Origin of the sequence: Labrenzia sp. VG12, assembly GCF_002237595.1 — a bacterium.
Lineage (GTDB): Bacteria > Pseudomonadota > Alphaproteobacteria > Rhizobiales > Stappiaceae > Roseibium.
This window is the reverse complement of the sequence record NZ_CP022529.1, coordinates 1,141,775-1,157,644: the sequence shown is the minus strand read 5'-3', so window position 1 is coordinate 1,157,644 and position 15,870 is coordinate 1,141,775. Positions and strand designations below refer to the sequence as shown.

Below are 15,870 nucleotides of genomic sequence, written 5' to 3'. Positions count from 1 at the left end.
GTTTCACGTCGTCTTGCCGAGTTCTTCTACGGCTGCCTGCGAACGAAACAGTCGCCCCCGGCAGCCTGAAGGTTTTCACAGAGCGAAATCGCTTCGTCGCGAGACGTCGTTGGAATACGCGCACGATAGAACACGCCTCGATCCTGGACATTGGCGGCGACGATAACGGCGTTGCGATTGCCGAGAATGGCCGGGAACCGCCGCTGCAGACCTGAATAGGCGTCAGACGCGGCGGCGGCAGACCGCTGCGACGTGACCTGAACGATGTAGGTCCCGGAGGCAATCGTTCCCGTATTGCCGGCAGGTGCAGGTGTTGCCGCCGGTGCGCTGGCTGTCTGGTTCAGGTTGAGCGGACCACTATTTTGCACTGCGGGTGCAGGTGTTGTCGCCACAGGAGGCGCGCTTGCCACCTGTACCGGCGCATTCGGTTTCTTGCGCGGTGTAACGCTAACAATTTCCGCAGGCGGCTGCGCATCGGTCTGTCCAGCTGTCGGCTCTCCTGTTCCGGCGACGATTGCCGGCGTCTCGGAAACTGCAGGGGTTGGCGCAGCCGGTTCAGGCGTCGCAGCTGGCGCCACTGGCTCAGCTGTACCTGTTATCGGCGTCGTCGCCACCACCCGTGAGGCGTCGCTATTGGCCGGAGTAGCAGGTGCTGCAGGTTCCGGTGTAGCAGGCGCCGGCGTTGTGGCCGGTGCTGGAACAGCTGCTGCTGGCGTCGCCGGATCATCTTCAGAAACGATCGTACCATCCGGGCGGACTATGACCGTACGCACACGCTTGGGAGCCCCTGGAACCAGCTCTGCACCGTTATTGGTACCGGCCGGTGCAGGGGGCAGTTCAGCGGGCTGCGGTGTCTCGGGCAGAACCAGATTGGACGGTGCCGATCCGTTGTTCTCGTTAACCCGGTCGTAGATCATCTTAGTCGTCTGGCTATCGGCAGGTGCCGGGCTTTCTTCAGGATAGATCTTGAGCGGTTCCTGCAGACCGCTGATGACCGGTGGCGGGCCACTTGGCACAACCACCCCGTCTCCGTCGACCAGGAAGAACCCGGCTGCGCCAAGAACGGCAACGCCCATCACGCCCGCGGCAACAAACAGTCCGCGGCGCGACTTTTCTTTCGCCTGCGGGACAGCTTCCTTCTCGGCGGCCGAATGCGGCGGCAACACTCCGGCACCGGTCAGGCTCGGATCGCTTTCCTGCATTGCCCTGGCAACCGCATCCAGGTCATAACCTTCGGGCGGCGGAGGCGTATCGTCCTCCTCGTCCGTCTGAGGAACCTCAGCGGCCGCCGCTGGCCATGTCATGTCATCGATGTCAGACGCCCCAGCCAGGGGGTCGGGTTCGGGTGCAGGCGCAGGCGTCGGCTCTTGAACCGTGGGTGACGGCGCTGCGTTGCGGTCGCCCGGAGGCGGAAAGTCGAGATCTGCAAACAACGCGTCTATGCCTGCAGGTTCACCTGATCCGTGCTGAGGAGCGACGGGTTCGCTGACCGTCGGTGCAGCTGCCGCCGGATTCAGGGCTGCAAACAGATCATTCTCGTCAATGCGAGGCCGAGACGCAGTCTCAGGGGACACCGGCTCGACCGGCTGCACAGGTTCGTTGAAACCGGGAACCGTCGTGCGTGGTTCCTCCGGAGCGAATGATGATGTGGCATGCGAGGACGCTGCCGCAGCTTCGTTCACGGCTGACGGAAAGGGGGTGCTCCCCGGCTGTGTTTCCGCAGGCCTGATCACTTCCGAAGCCGGAACAGATACGGCAGGGGCCGGGGCCGGCGCCGGTGCCGGCTCGACACGATAACTGTCTGCGGGCAAAACCTCGGGTGAATGTTGCTGCAGTCCAGCCTCGAACTCCTGGCCGAACGAATCGGGCAGCCCGGCAAAACCGGACTGTTCCGGACGACTGTCGACACTGGGTGCCGTCGGCTGCGGCGTGGACACCGGCTGAGTGTCATCGACGGACTGACGCAAAGCACCGATCAGTTCATCTTCCAGCTCAGCCGTCAGGTTCTGCTCCAGATCGATCGACAGGGTCGGCGACAGGCTGGTCTGATCGTTTGCCGCAACACGTTCAAAGGGGGCTACGTGGCCGGGCGAGTTTTCCCGAAGCGGCGCCTCCGGCTCAGCAGGTGCTACAGGCGCGTGCGTTGGCGCGGCGGCTGTCTCCCGAGGCTCGTTGGCATGAATGTCCGGCCAGAGCGAGGACACGTGAGACGATTGCCCAGGTTCAGGTGTTGCCGTCGGTTGAGAGGCCTGGGCAAGATCTCCGAGGGACAGCCCCGGGGGCGTTGGATCTGCCGGGGCAATCGGTTCCGAAGGAGACGGGATCTCGTCCACCGGTGCAACTGGAGCTGCGACTACCGGTGCGACAGGTGCAAAGGTCGGTTCCTGACGAACCTGATCGGGATTGGCGGGCGCAACCGGATCAACGGCTACATCTTCAAGTCCAGCGAAATAGTCCGTGCTGCCGACGCGGCCACTGCTCACATTTGCCCCCGATTGCTTGTTCTTGTGGACAATTCGCGCGAGCTCGACCAACGGATCCTCCTCAGCCGGACGGTCGCCCCCCGGTTCATCCCGGGAAGCGCGCAAATCAGATTGCTTTGTTTCGTAGTCTTGTGACATGAGCTTTACGAAAACCGGTCCACTTCGGCACTCTTAGAAACCAACTTTGTCTCTGGCAGCCGCGAATAGTCTATCGCATTTCTTCAGGAGCATTCACACCGAGAATCGATAATCCTGAAGCGAGCACCAGAGATACTGCACGAACCAAAGCAAGACGCGCTAGGGTTAATTTCAAGTTACCGTCCTGAATAAACCGTAAATGCGGCAAATCGTAGCCTTTGTTGTACTGACCTTGCAGAGAACTTGCGAGCTCGTGCAGATAAAAGGCGATTCTGTGCGGCTCATGTGTTTCAGCTGACGCTTCTACAACTTTCGGCCACTCTGCAAGTTTCGCGAAGAGCTCAAGCTCTCCGCTGTCGTCCAGCAGAGCCAGATCAGCACCCGTGAGCTCAGTGTCGTCTATCGACTCAAGAGACGTCTCCTCAATGGCCCGCCGCAAGACTGACCTGCATCTTGCATGCCCGTACTGGACATAGAATACCGGATTGTCCTTCGATTGCTCGGTGACCTTCTTGAAGTCGAAATCGAGCGGCGCATCGTTCTTGCGGAACAGCATCATGAACCGGACCGGATCGGGACCGACCTCGTCAACGACTTCGCGCAGCGTGATAAAGTCTCCCGAACGCTTCGACATCTTGACCGGTTCACCGTCGCGCATGAGCTTGACCAACTGACAGAAACGAACGATCACATCCGTCTTGCCGTCAGAGACCGCCTTGCCAACCGCCTGCAGACGCTTGGCATAGCCGCTGTGATCGGCTCCCAACACGTAGATGGTTTCACTGAAACCGCGTTCGAACTTGTCCTGAAAATAGGCGACGTCCGCGGCAAAGTAGGTGTAGGAACCGTCGGACTTCTTCAAGGCCCGGTCGGTGTCATCGCCAAAGTCGCTTGCTCTGAACAGGGTCTGTTCCCGGTCTTCCCAGTCTTCCGGAACCTGCCCCTTGGGCGGTGGCAGCGTGCCCTGATAGACCAAGCCCTTGTCACGCAGGGTGTCCAGCATGTGATCAATCTTGGATCCGTTGGCATCGCTCCGTTCATGCAGGGTCTTTTCGGAATAAAACACCTCATGCGTAACACCGAGCGTGGCCAGGTCTTCCCGGATCAGATCGAGCATTGCCGCTATCGCACGCTCTTTTACGAGCGGCAGCCACTCGTTTTCGTCCTTGTCCTTCAGGGACGTGCCGAATTCTTCCTTGAGCAGCGCTCCCACCGGAACCAGGTAGTCCCCGGGATAAAATCCTGACGGGATTTCACCGATGTCTTCGCCAAGCGCCTCGCGATATCTCAGGAACGCGCTGCGCGCGAGCGTATCGATCTGAGAACCGGCATCGTTGATGTAGTACTCCTTGACCACTTCATCGCCGGCGAATTCCAGAAGGTTTGCCAACACGTCCCCAACGACCGCGCCGCGGATATGACCGACATGCATGGGACCGGTCGGGTTCGCCGAAACATACTCGACATTGACCTTGCGCGGATTGTCCTTTTCCTGCGCTCCGAACCGTGTGCCAGCCTCAAGGACACTGGTCAGGACACGGTGCCAGACGGCAGGTGCAACGCGCATGTTGATGAAGCCCGGGCCCGCGATCGTCGTTTCGGTCACGTCTTCGTCCGCATTCAGCTTCGCGACCAGCTGCTCGGCCAGATCGCGGGGCTTCATGCCGAGCGACTTGGCCAGGACCATGGCTGCATTTGTAGCCAGATCGCCATGTGCCGGATCGCGGGGTGCCTCGACCACCACACGGGAAAGATTCGGCGCGACACCATTGGTATCTTTTAAATCAAGATCTTGAAGGATATTTTTGACGCGTTGCGTGAAGTCCGCAAAGATATTCATAGAGCACCGATCGGGTTTGGCCGTTCAAACACAAACTCCCCGTGCGCTGCGAAGGACCAGCCTCCGGCGCCACAGGGCGTTTTAATTGCCAAGCGCCTACCCCAAATCAGGAGTGTCGTCAAACAATCTGCGGTGCTCTTCAATGGCATACCGGTCCGTCATGCCGGCAATGTAGTCGCAGACACGACGCGCTGTTGCCTCTCCACCGAGGTTCTCCAGACCGACATTCCAGGGTTTGGGCATGAGGTCCGGTTCGCTTATGAACCGCGTGAAGAGATCCCGGACAACACGCGCAACAAGTCGACGGACCGCGAGCACATCCTCGTGCCGATAGACCCGGGCGAACAGGAACCGTTTGACCTCCTTCTCCGCAGTCGTCATCGCATCCGAGAAACCGACCAGGCAACGACCTGCCATTCGAATGTCATTTGCAGATTTGGGTGTCAGTTCCTCCAGGTTCTGCATGCCGAAACGGATCACGTCTTCAACCATGCGCGTGATTGAACGGCGTACGATCTCGTGAATGCGACGGCTTTCCTCCAGGCCGGGATACTTCCCGTCCACTTCGCTCAGAATGTCGGCCAGGAACGGGACTTCACGCATGTCTTCGATGGCGAACAGGCCCGCCCTCAGACCGTCATCCAGATCATGGGCATCATAGGCAATATCATCGGCAATCGCGGCGGCCTGCGCCTCTGCACTCGGCCAGGTCGACAGCAGGAGATCCTGACGAGCCGCATAGTCTCGAATTGCAAAGGGCAATTCGCTGTTCCTGAACTTTCCAAGCGGGGCACCATCCGGATCCAGCAAGGGACCGTTGTGCTTGACGAGGCCTTCCAGCGTCTCCCAGGCCAGGTTAAGGCCGTCGAACTCGGCGTAACGCTGCTCCAGATGTGTGACCACGCGAAGTGACTGGGCATTGTGGTCAAACCCGCCAAAGGGCGCCATGCACTCATGCATGACGTCTTCACCCTCATGACCAAATGGCGTGTGCCCGAGGTCATGCGAGAGCGCGAGACATTCCGCCAGATCCTCGTCGAGCCGGAGCGCCCGGGCCAGGGATCGCGCAATCTGGGACACTTCGATCGTGTGGGTCAGCCGCGTGCGGAAATGATCTCCCTCGTGATAGACGAAAACCTGGGTCTTGTGTTTCAGACGTCTGAATGCGGACGAATGGATGATCCGATCCCGATCCCTTTGAAAGGGGGTCCGTGTCGGGCTTTCCGGTTCAGGGAATAGCCGCCCCCTGCTCTCAAAGGGATTTTGCGCGTAGACTGCCAGGGCCTGCGCCCCAAATCCGATATCCACGGTCATCTTCTTCATCCCCTCGCCAGGAGCGTCCTGAGGGTTGCGGCGCCGCAATGGCCAATGTCTCTGCATTGACGCGGGCGGTTCCAAAACATACTTATCTGTCCAGATCAGGTTTATGTGTCCCGCCGGGCCGGGGCCTCTAACGAGTCGGTAAAACATGACCGAAACACTTGAAAGTCGAGTAACAGTCAGCGACCGCGCTGCCAAGCGCATCGCCGCGATTTTGTCAAAAGAAGCCTCCGGCAGCATGCTGCGGGTGAGCGTCGAAGGCGGCGGATGTTCCGGGCTGCAATATAAATATGACGTGGTGGATAGCCGCGAGGACGACGATTTTGTGATCGAAAATCCGGGTGCCACCGTGCTGATCGATTCCATTTCACTACAATACATGGGCGGATCGGAGATCGATTTTGTCGATGATCTGATTGGCCAGTCCTTTCAGATCAACAACCCCAATGCGGTGGCGGGCTGCGGCTGCGGCACGAGCTTTACCATCTGAACGCCCTACCCTGCCGGTTGCCCCGGCTCCCTCATTGCCGAGGCAACCCGTCATGAAAATCGCGACCTGGAACATCAACGGCGTCAAGGCCCGGATCGACACGGTTCAGGAGTGGCTTAAGGAAGCCTCTCCGGATCTTGCCTGTCTTCAGGAAATCAAATCCGTAGACGAGAACTTTCCAAGGTCGGTGTTCGAGGATCTCGGCTATAATGTTGAAACCCATGGCCAAAAGGGTTTCAACGGTGTTGCGCTCCTGTCCAAGAAGCCGTTGGAGGATGTTCAGCGCGGGCTGCCGGGCAACGATGAAGACCAACAGGCGCGGTACATCGAGGCCAGCGTTTCGACCGATCGCGGCGCCGTGCGTGTCGGTTGCCTGTATCTTCCAAACGGCAATCCGCTCGGGACGGAAAAGTTTCCGTACAAACTGGAATGGATGGAGCGGCTGATTGCGCATGCCGAACGTCGCCTGGCGGAAGAAACACCGTTCCTGCTTCTGGGCGACTACAATGTCATCCCGGACCCGATTGACGCCAAAAACCCGGACAACTGGCTGGATGACGCACTCTATCAGCCTGAAAGCCGCCGCAACTTCCGGGCCTTGACGCATCTGGGCATGACCGAAGCGGTCAGGGCGACCACGGAAGCTGCCGAAACCTACACGTTCTGGGACTATCAGGCTGGTGCCTGGCAAAAAAACAACGGTATTCGCATCGACCATATTCTGATGTCGGCCCAGGCCACCGATCTGATGCAGGGCGTCGGCATCGACAAGCATGTGCGCGGCTGGGAAAAACCCTCTGACCATGTGCCGGTCTGGGTGAAACTCGCAGCCTGATCCAATCTGGATTTCCCATTTAGGCAGCCACGGCTATTAAAACCGGTGCTGGGGCGGCAGTTTCGGCGACACCCCGTTTTTCCGGGGTTGATGTTTCTGAAGAGCGCTTTGGAAGGCGATATCCCCAGCCAGACTTGCGGTTGCTTGCCGTCATGGTAAGCTTTCCAGGTCATGGGATAACGCAACGGCGCATCACGTCCGCGCGCGCAACATGCGGACACCGGCTGGCTGCACATTCAGGATGTGCGCCCACACCTATGCTTCGTGCAAAAGCCCTGGCTCTTCTGCTGCTTTCCGGCGTTTGGCTCCTGATCGGCACTGTTGCCGCCACGGCACAGAATGTTTCCTGCACCTGCCGCTATCAGGGCCAGGACTACGGCATCGGCGAATCCATTTGCCTGAAAGGCTCCAACGGCATGCGTATGGCGACCTGCGCCATGGTGCTGAACAACACATCCTGGAAATTCAGCAACGCCCCCTGCCCGCTTACCTTGTGGGAGCAGGAGCGCGTTCTGCCTGATACAGAATGGAACGGCGAAGAGCAGCTAAAGCCGCGGCTATCTCACAGAGACCTTTCGCGACCTTCCTGACCTGGCGACAGAGTGCAGCCACAAAGGGCCATCGAGCCTTGCCAGGCATGGCCTTGCGCCCCATTACCCAGATCCCGGGTCACCACCCCAGCAAAAAAGACAGACACCCGCACTCCAAGCGCCAACGACCGAGCGTGTCCCTGCTCGTGCCGTTTGCCTAGGGAAGCGTTCCTTTGAATTTACTGGGACGGCACCTGTGCGGTCAGCACGTCAGGCCTGTTCTGTTGCAGCCAGCCATCTGCCAGGGAACGCGCCATCTGGCGAACCGGCTCCGGAGACACGGCAAAATACTGCTCATGCATGGCATTGATCCACGAGGCGTCCTGACCTTCGGCCTGCTGCCGGGCAACGGTCATCCACATCAGACCGCGTGCCTTCTTCTTGTCCGAGGACCCCAGCGCATAGAGGGTTTCACCAAGCCGGGCCTGTGCTCCGATATGTCCCTTCAGAGCGGCTAGATTGTACCAGCGCACCGCCATGCGGTGATTGTTGTCCTGATACATGCGTCCAAGTTCGTATTGGGCTTCTGCATCCCCGAAGTAGGAAGCGGCATGGGTGAACACCTGACGGGCCCGCGCTTCGTTTTTCGGCACGGCGCCGTCTATGCCCTGCAGGTAGTAGGAGCCGAGCGCGACAAAGGCACTGGACACAAAGGGTGCATCGGGTGCGTCCGGCCGGTCCTCACCGTGTTCACGCACGATCTGACTGTAATATTCGAAGGCCTTGAGGTCGTCTTCCGGGACCCCATCGCCCTTTGCGTACATCTCACCGAGTTTCCAGGCAGCCATAGGCTGACCGTTTTCAGCGGCATATTGCAAAGAATTCAGGGCTGCTGCCTTGTCACCGGAGTAGTAATAGCGCGCACCAGCACGCAAGGCCTCTGTCGGCGACAGGTCTTCAGGACCGATCGACCGGTTCGGTGCGGTTGGCTGGCCGTCAAACGCCAGGGCGTTTCCTGCCAGTCCCATAACTATCAACGCGCCGAGCACAGTTCCGGCCTTTGTCATGCGTTGAAACATTGTGCTGTTCTTTTGCATCCCAGTCACACAATTATCCGTCGGCGACACCAGGGTCCCCCGACGGACACTCTTGATTTTATCCGCGCGAAGCGCATTCGTTGTTCCGTCACACCAACGCGACAAATATCGCAGGATGTGAGCTCTTTCCGTTGAGTAACAATCTGCCCGATCATTTGGTCTTAAGTGGGGCCAGATTGCGCTCAATTAAGACCAATTCCAGGTTCTCTTGTTGTTCTTGAGCGATCACACCGGACCTACTGACAACAAGCGTTCTCAAACGATAACTCAACGGGTGTCCCTGAAACATGGCCGAACATGGGCAAGAGCCTGCAATCACCCCTGCGACACGCGAGTCTGTCAGCATGTGTTGCTGAATTAGCACAATTCCGACACCCCTCAGGCCCTGACCGAACCCGAGCATGACACCACAGGTGGGTTGATGATGTGTTGCCAGACCACCATTTAGCCGTGCAAGCCTGTTGAAAACGGGGGCTTTTGGCCAAAAGCGTTTGCTGTTCTATCTTTGTCCTTCAAACTGGACTGTGATTCGGTGTAGGTAACGGCGTTGAAGAACAGGTTCCTGCGATTACACACCCATCAGGCGATACGGAATGAGTGCAAAAGACGATCTATTTGCTGGCAATGCGGCGGTTTCCGCTCCCCTTTCAGATGAGCAACCCGCGCCCAAGCCGCAAAAGTCGCCGCAACTCGCTCCGGTGACGGCCGTGCCTGAAGACTATTCCGCCGCCGACATCGAGGTTCTGGAAGGGCTTGAGCCGGTCCGGCGGCGCCCCGGCATGTATATCGGCGGCACCGACGAAAAGGCCCTGCACCACCTCTTTGCCGAAGTGATCGACAATTCGATGGACGAGGCAGTGGCCGGTCACGCCACCTGGATCGACGTAGCCCTGTCCGAAGACGGCTACCTGACGATAACCGACAATGGCCGAGGCATTCCGGTCGACCCGCATCCCAAATTCAAGGACAAGTCCGCGCTTGAAGTCATCATGACCACGCTGCATGCGGGCGGAAAGTTCGACAGCAAGGTCTACGAGACATCGGGCGGTCTTCATGGCGTCGGCGTTTCCGTTGTCAACGCCCTGTCCGAAGAACTGGTCGTTGAGGTGGCGCGCAGCCGCAAGCTCTATCGCCAGGTGTTCCGGCGCGGACATCCGCAAGGCGGGCTCGAACTCGTTGGAGACACACAGAACCGCCGCGGGACACAGGTTCGCTTCAAGCCCGATCAGCAGATTTTCGGCAAGGGTGCCCATTTCAAGCCTGCCCGGCTTCTGAAAATGGCGCGGTCGAAAGCCTATCTGTTTGGCGGCGTCGAAATCCGCTGGCACTGTGCACCAGGCCTCATTTCTGAAAAAGACGAAACGCCGGCAGAAGCCGTGTTTCACTTTCCGGGCGGTCTCAGGGATTTTCTGGGCGAGCGGTTGAACAAGGAGCGCCGCGTTGTCGACGAAGTGTTCTCGGGCCGCACAGACAATGCCGGCAAACACGGCTCTGTCGAATGGGCCGTAAGCTGGTTTGCAGGCGATGGGTTCGTCAATTCCTACTGCAATACGGTCCCGACACCGGAAGGCGGCACGCACGAAGCCGGCTTCCGCTATGCGCTCTTGCGTGGCCTGAAGGCTTACGGGGAACTCACCAACAACAAGAAAGCCTCCATCATCACCGGCGATGATGTCATGACATCTGCCGGCGGCATGCTTTCGGTCTTTATCCGCGAGCCGGAGTTTGTCGGTCAGACCAAGGACAAACTGGCGACCAATGAGGCAACCCGCATCACGGAAGCAGCGGTTCGGGACGCCTTTGATCACTGGCTCACGGCGTCGCCGAACCAGGCCAACAAGCTTCTGGAATGGGTGATCGACCGGGCGGATGAACGGCTGCGCCGCCGTCAGGAAAAGGACGTCGCCCGCAAGACCGCCGTGCGCAAATTGCGCCTGCCCGGCAAGCTGGCGGATTGCTCCGCCAATCAGGCAGACGGAACCGAACTGTTTATCGTTGAGGGTGACTCGGCTGGTGGCTCCGCCAAACAAGCCCGCAACCGATCAAATCAGGCTGTCCTCCCTCTGCGCGGCAAGATCCTGAACGTGGCCAATGCCGGACGCGACAAACTCGTCGCCAACCAGCAGCTTGCCGACTTAAGCCAGGCTCTGGGTTGCGGCACGCGCTCCAACTACAAGGAAAGTGATCTGCGCTACGAAAAAATCGTCATCATGACCGATGCCGACGTCGATGGCGCCCATATTGCCTCGTTGCTGATCACCTTCTTCTATCGCGAGATGCCGGAGCTGATCCGGACAGGCCATCTCTTTCTGGCTGTTCCGCCGCTCTATCGCCTGAGCCAGGGCGGCAAGACCCTCTACGCCCGCGACGACGCCCATAAGGACGAACTGCTCCAGACCGTGTTCAAGGGCAGATCAAAGGTGGAAATCGGTCGCTTCAAGGGTCTTGGCGAGATGCTGCCGGCTCAGCTCAAGGAAACCACGATGGACCCGGCCAAAAGGTCAATGTTGAAGGTTCACGTGGAGGAAGAAGCTGTTGCAGAAACCAACGACACCGTTGAGCGTCTCATGGGCAACAAGCCTGAAGCGCGCTTCCGTTTCATTCAGGAAAACGCCGAGTTTGCAGAAGACCTTGATATTTGATCGAGAGATTGAGTATTTTGTCAGAAGTTCCGGTGCTTGGGGGCACCAAACGCGTCTTTAGTTCAGTTTCAGCAACGTGTCCGGTCGGAAAAGTACCATGTTAAACCGGGTTTATTCCATTTTCGATAAGCGCATTCGTCCGCTGCGCAATTATGTCTTTTTGGCATTTCCCAAGCACAACATCGCCTACGCCCGCATAACCGAACCGGCTTTTCAGATCCTGCGCCCGGTGTTGCACAGGCTCGCGGGCACGGAAGATCTGCTGCCGGCAAACAGTCCGGAAACCGAAGCGCCTTCCGGATCGGAGCGGCTGCTCTTCCACGGCGACGTTGAACTTCTGACAGCCAGAGAACTCAAGCGTCGCCATCCGGACATGAAGATACTGGCCTGGGTTCAGGATCCGCTGCACCGACTTGCCTATTGTTATGAGAAGATCATTCTCAATTCCGATCCTATGCCGTCCTACTACCGGGAACGGCATTTTGCGACGTCCATGACGCCAGATGAGTTCGTAAGCCAGGTTTCGGGCATTTCGGATCTTGAGGCCGATAACCTGTTTCGCAGTCAGACGGCTTTCCTGACCTACAAAGGAACGCTTGCAGCAGATGTCGTGCTGCCACTCGAGGACTTTGAACAGTCTCTGAACCGCTTCTTTGCCGAGAGCAGGCTGAAAAGCCGCGCGTTGTCGGTGGCCCCTTATCGCCTGTCGAGTTTCGTCTCTCAATCGACCTTGCGTGCGTTCAGCGAAGCTGCGCTGATGCAGAAGCTGAAAAGACGGTATCGCTCGGACTATTTGCTGCTCAGCTCTCAAGACGCACTGATCGCCTGAAGTCATCACTGAGTTGCTGGCACCGCTTCCGGGGCGCCGGTCGTTCCAGATTTTTGAGGCGCGGTCAGGTCTTGAATGCATAAAATCAACACCTGATCAGAAATTTCACTCAAACTTCATAAAGCTCGCAGAGCGCACTATTAACTGCGATGTCAGATCATCCGCGGAAATACTCGAATTTCTTGCCATTTTACCACTCCAACGCATTGACACTTGAGCGCATGAATGTAGTGTGAGCGCACATTGGCGCCGGCGGTTCCCCTGGTGCCGAAGAAGAACAATCTCAACATCCGGGCAACGCGCTCCATGGCATTTGATACTCTCGGTCTTAGCGAGAAGGTCCTCGCTGCAGTTGAAGCAGCAGGTTATAAAGAACCCACAGCAATCCAGGCGGGTGCGATCCCCCAGGTGCTGGAGCGCCGCGACATTCTCGGCATCGCTCAGACGGGAACCGGTAAAACCGCCAGTTTCACTTTGCCGATGCTGACGCTGCTGGAGAAGGGACGCGCGCGCGCCCGCATGCCGCGAACGCTCATCCTCGAGCCAACCCGCGAGCTGGCTGCCCAGGTTGAAGAGAATTTCGAAAAATACGGCACCAATCACAAGCTCAACGTCGCGCTCCTGATCGGTGGCGTCTCCTTTGCTGACCAGGACAAGAAGCTCGACAGAGGCACGGATGTTCTCATCGCAACTCCGGGTCGGCTTCTGGATCATTTCGAGCGCGGCAAGCTTCTGCTTCAGGGTGTTGAGATCCTGGTCATTGACGAAGCTGATCGCATGCTGGACATGGGCTTCATTCCGGACATCGAGCGGATCTGCAAACTGATCCCCTTTACACGGCAGACACTGTTCTTCTCCGCGACGATGCCGCCGGAAATCCAGAGACTGACGGAGACCTTCCTGCAGAACCCGGCACGGATCGAAGTTGCACCAACGTCTTCGACTGCTGACAACGTCTCCCAGTTCCTGAAGTCGTCTCCGTCCAAGGACTACGAAAAGCGTGCAGCCCTTCGTGAGCTTCTGGAAGAAGCCGAAGATCTCAACAACGCGATCGTCTTTTGCAACCGCAAGCGTGACGTTTCGACACTGTTCCGGTCCCTCGAACGCCATGAATACAATGTCGGCGCCTTGCACGGTGACATGGACCAGCGCACCCGCATGATGATGCTGGACAATTTCCGCAAGGGCAACATCAAGCTTCTGGTGGCAAGTGACGTGGCGGCGCGCGGTCTCGACATTCCAGAAGTCAGTCACGTCTTCAACTATGACGTTCCGAGCAATGCCGAAGACTATGTGCACCGAATCGGCCGGACCGGCCGCGCCGGCCGCACCGGCACGGCCTACACGCTCGTCACGGGTGAAGACCAGAAATATCTCGACGAGATCGAGGCCCTGATCAACAAGAAGATCGACTGGACCGGTGAGGCGATCGACTTCGAGGCTGCTGCTCAGGAACGCAAGGCGCGCAGAAAGGCCGGCAAGTCGACCAAATCTGCACGTTCAAGCAATGACAACGATGCCGAACAGGCAGACAACGGCGGCCGCCGCCGATCGCAGAAGTCCCGCGATGAATCCAGGAAAGTCAAAGAGGAGCAGTCTGAAGCCGTGACGCCGACGAGTTCAGTTTCAAAACTTCCGCAAAGATCAGGCGGGAAAAAGCCCCGCAGCGACAAAATGGAACCTGCATTCAGTGCGGGTGTTCACATTCCAGCTTTCCTTCTACGCGAACCCCGGCCCAAAAAGGCTTCATAACTTCGCGTTGACTCAAGCTTTCGGCGCCGATTTAACGGCTCTTTAAGCCTTCCATCAGAGTTTTAGTACTAGATCTTGCGGCCGTGTGGGGCGGACTCGCAGGACAATGTTGAGAGAACCCTGATGTCGGATGAAGATGACCACAAGCGGACGATCCAGTATGGAGAATCCGCGATCACTTACATCAAGAAAAACACACTGCCCGCTTACCCGCGTTCCTACGAACTCTGGTACACCTATGCGGCCGGCTACAATCAGGGTCTGAACCGGGCCGTCAACGAGACAATCAAAACCCAGGGCAGAATCAGTACCGACGAAATGCTGACGCTCTACGGGCGTTTTCTCTCGCCGACACGGCTTGGAGACCGACTTGACGAAGTCGGCACGAAAGTGTCGAAAGAAGTCGAGGAGCTCGTGGACACGCTCAAACTGAGCGCAGATGTGACATCCGATTACGGAACGGCGCTCGAGCAGGCCGGCGAAAAAATCAAATCTGTCGAAGATCCTCAGAAGCTGCAGATGTATGTGACCCATCTGGTCAAGTCGACACAGAATGCGGTTGCTTCAAATCGGAAGCTTGAAAGCCAGTTGCTTGAATCCAAGAAGCACATTGAAAATCTGCAGTCTTCGCTGGAAGCGATCCGGTACGAGAGCCTCACAGACGAGCTGACGACGCTCAACAACCGCAAGCATTTCGAGAATTCGATCGAACGCGTTATCGACCACTCCATTGAAAGTGGCCGCGGCTTCTCGCTGTTGATGACGGACATCGATCATTTCAAGAATTTCAACGACACCTATGGTCACCAGACAGGAGATCAGGTCCTCCGCCTTGTCGCTCTGGCGGTCAAACAGAACATCAAGGCACAGGACATTGCCTGCCGATATGGAGGCGAAGAATTCGCGATCATCCTCCCGCATATCGGACTTGAAGAAGCCTCCGCTATCAGTGAGAACATTCGCAATGCAGTGATGTCCAAGGAACTCGTCAAACGATCGACCGGAGAGAATCTCGGCAGGGTGACGATTTCAGTTGGCGTTGCAACCTTCAAGAAGATGGATACGGCCCACACGATCGTATCTCGTGCCGATGAAGCCCTTTATCTGGCCAAGAACGACGGCAGAAACCTTGTCAGGACCGAGCAGGACTTGGCTGATTCGCAAGATCAGGAAGACGTCGCCTAGGACAATCTGAGAGCAATTCAGCAGTTTGATCTGAGCCCCGGCAGCCGACGGCTCAGCTTTTTGCGTTCAGGCCCATCTGCCAGAAATCGCTTTCCAGCCGGCAGGCTTTTTCAAACAGGGACAGAACACGCGGATATCGCTGTTCGGTCATCACCTGGTCTGCCGTTGCATCCATCCAGGCGATAAAGTCTTTCGCGAGCCCCTGATAGGCCTCTCCGGCATATTCCCGGATCCATCGTTGGTAAGGGTTCGAATCATCATCCTTGCCCTCGCCGGCAAGACGCGCGCCGATCTCCGCATAACCGATCACGCAAGGTGCCAACGCGGCTTGCAGGTCCAGGAGGTCCCCGGCCATTCCGGCATCAAGGACGAAGCGGGTATAGGCCATTGTCGGCGTGTCTTCCGGAGCAGTCTCGATGGCCGACCGGTCCATCCCCCAGGTGCCACAGAGTTCCAAGTGCAGATCGAGTTCGACATCCAGAATGGCCTTTACACCTTCCAGCGACTGACGCATGTCGGCGACGCTTTGGCTTTTGTAGACGCCGAGCGCATATGCGCGCGCAAACTGGATCAGGAACAGGTAGTCCTGCACCAGGTAGTGCCTGAAACTCTCCAGCGGCAGGCTGCCGCTTGCCAATTGACCGACGAAGTCATGGCAGGTGTAGTCAGCCCACTGGGGGGCTGCGTCGGCTTTCAGCCGGGCAAACAAGGTCATGAAAGCACTCGATT

General features: G+C 57.9%; 12 protein-coding genes. 7 read left to right on the top strand and 5 right to left on the bottom strand.

Annotation, left to right across the window (positions count from 1 at the left end):
• Positions 1-26 precede the first annotated feature (26 nt).
• The 3 genes from CHH27_RS05260 to CHH27_RS05250 all read right to left on the bottom strand — a co-directional run bounded on the left by CHH27_RS05260 (position 27) and on the right by CHH27_RS05250 (position 5,775).
• Positions 27-2,483 carry an SPOR domain-containing protein gene (locus CHH27_RS05260; RefSeq protein ID WP_157738717.1) on the bottom strand — a complete coding sequence of 819 codons (2,457 nt, stop codon included), beginning with the start codon at positions 2,481-2,483 and terminating at the stop codon, positions 27-29.
• A gap of 208 nt (positions 2,484-2,691) precedes the next feature.
• A complete protein-coding gene (gene argS / locus CHH27_RS05255; RefSeq protein WP_094070650.1) occupies positions 2,692-4,461 on the bottom strand; it encodes an arginine--tRNA ligase in 1,770 nt (589 codons plus the stop codon).
• Positions 4,462-4,557: 96 nt separating this feature from the next.
• The gene (locus CHH27_RS05250; protein ID WP_094074534.1) at positions 4,558-5,775 is read right to left on the bottom strand and encodes a deoxyguanosinetriphosphate triphosphohydrolase; all 1,218 of its coding nucleotides are present in this window, start codon (positions 5,773-5,775) and stop codon (positions 4,558-4,560) included.
• A 154-nt stretch (positions 5,776-5,929) separates the two neighbouring features.
• Here CHH27_RS05250 and erpA point away from each other — a divergent pair, with 154 nt between their 5' ends.
• The 3 genes from erpA (at position 5,930) to CHH27_RS05235 (ending at position 7,696) form a co-directional block, all read left to right on the top strand.
• Positions 5,930-6,271 (top strand): iron-sulfur cluster insertion protein ErpA, encoded by a 342-nt coding sequence (gene erpA, locus CHH27_RS05245; RefSeq protein WP_094070649.1) that lies wholly within the window; start codon positions 5,930-5,932, stop codon positions 6,269-6,271.
• Between the two features lie 52 nt (positions 6,272-6,323).
• Complete coding sequence (xth, locus tag CHH27_RS05240) at positions 6,324-7,106, top strand: exodeoxyribonuclease III (protein WP_094070648.1); 783 nt, start codon at positions 6,324-6,326, stop codon at positions 7,104-7,106.
• A 257-nt stretch (positions 7,107-7,363) separates the two neighbouring features.
• Positions 7,364-7,696, top strand: coding sequence for a hypothetical protein (locus tag CHH27_RS05235; protein WP_094070647.1), 333 nt, complete (start codon positions 7,364-7,366; stop codon positions 7,694-7,696).
• A 179-nt stretch (positions 7,697-7,875) separates the two neighbouring features.
• Here CHH27_RS05235 and CHH27_RS05230 read toward each other — a convergent pair whose 3' ends face one another.
• Positions 7,876-8,715 carry a tetratricopeptide repeat protein gene (locus CHH27_RS05230; protein WP_208988581.1) on the bottom strand — a complete coding sequence of 280 codons (840 nt, stop codon included), beginning with the start codon at positions 8,713-8,715 and terminating at the stop codon, positions 7,876-7,878.
• Between the two features lie 611 nt (positions 8,716-9,326).
• On the opposite strand from CHH27_RS05230, the gene parE reads away from it, so the two are divergent.
• From parE to CHH27_RS05210, 4 genes are all read left to right on the top strand, one after another.
• Entirely contained in the window at positions 9,327-11,375 is a 2,049-nt protein-coding gene (gene parE, locus CHH27_RS05225) for a DNA topoisomerase IV subunit B (protein WP_094070645.1), read from the top strand.
• A gap of 97 nt (positions 11,376-11,472) precedes the next feature.
• Complete coding sequence (locus CHH27_RS05220) at positions 11,473-12,204, top strand: sulfotransferase family 2 domain-containing protein (RefSeq protein WP_094070644.1); 732 nt, start codon at positions 11,473-11,475, stop codon at positions 12,202-12,204.
• Between the two features lie 306 nt (positions 12,205-12,510).
• On the top strand, positions 12,511-13,956 hold the full coding sequence (locus CHH27_RS05215; RefSeq protein ID WP_094074533.1) for a DEAD/DEAH box helicase: 1,446 nt from the start codon (positions 12,511-12,513) through the stop codon (positions 13,954-13,956).
• Between the two features lie 123 nt (positions 13,957-14,079).
• The gene (locus CHH27_RS05210; RefSeq protein WP_094070643.1) at positions 14,080-15,141 is read left to right on the top strand and encodes a GGDEF domain-containing protein; all 1,062 of its coding nucleotides are present in this window, start codon (positions 14,080-14,082) and stop codon (positions 15,139-15,141) included.
• 52 nt (positions 15,142-15,193) lie between these two features.
• Here CHH27_RS05210 and tenA read toward each other — a convergent pair whose 3' ends face one another.
• Positions 15,194-15,856 carry a thiaminase II gene (tenA, locus tag CHH27_RS05205; protein WP_094070642.1) on the bottom strand — a complete coding sequence of 221 codons (663 nt, stop codon included), beginning with the start codon at positions 15,854-15,856 and terminating at the stop codon, positions 15,194-15,196.
• Positions 15,857-15,870 lie beyond the last annotated feature (14 nt).

Excerpts from the sequence above, each read along its gene's own strand:
- argS (WP_094070650.1), bottom strand. The coding sequence starts at position 4,461 with ATGAATATCTTTGCGGACTTCACGCAACGCGTCAAAAATATCCTTCAA.
- CHH27_RS05250 (WP_094074534.1), bottom strand. The coding sequence starts at position 5,775 with ATGACCGTGGATATCGGATTTGGGGCGCAGGCCCTGGCAGTCTACGCG.
- erpA (WP_094070649.1), top strand. The coding sequence starts at position 5,930 with ATGACCGAAACACTTGAAAGTCGAGTAACAGTCAGCGACCGCGCTGCC.
- xth (WP_094070648.1), top strand. The coding sequence starts at position 6,324 with ATGAAAATCGCGACCTGGAACATCAACGGCGTCAAGGCCCGGATCGAC.
- CHH27_RS05235 (WP_094070647.1), top strand. The coding sequence starts at position 7,364 with ATGCTTCGTGCAAAAGCCCTGGCTCTTCTGCTGCTTTCCGGCGTTTGG.
- CHH27_RS05230 (WP_208988581.1), bottom strand. The coding sequence starts at position 8,715 with ATGTTTCAACGCATGACAAAGGCCGGAACTGTGCTCGGCGCGTTGATA.
- parE (WP_094070645.1), top strand. The coding sequence starts at position 9,327 with ATGAGTGCAAAAGACGATCTATTTGCTGGCAATGCGGCGGTTTCCGCT.
- CHH27_RS05220 (WP_094070644.1), top strand. The coding sequence starts at position 11,473 with ATGTTAAACCGGGTTTATTCCATTTTCGATAAGCGCATTCGTCCGCTG.
- CHH27_RS05215 (WP_094074533.1), top strand. The coding sequence starts at position 12,511 with ATGGCATTTGATACTCTCGGTCTTAGCGAGAAGGTCCTCGCTGCAGTT.
- CHH27_RS05210 (WP_094070643.1), top strand. The coding sequence starts at position 14,080 with ATGTCGGATGAAGATGACCACAAGCGGACGATCCAGTATGGAGAATCC.
- tenA (WP_094070642.1), bottom strand. The coding sequence starts at position 15,856 with ATGACCTTGTTTGCCCGGCTGAAAGCCGACGCAGCCCCCCAGTGGGCT.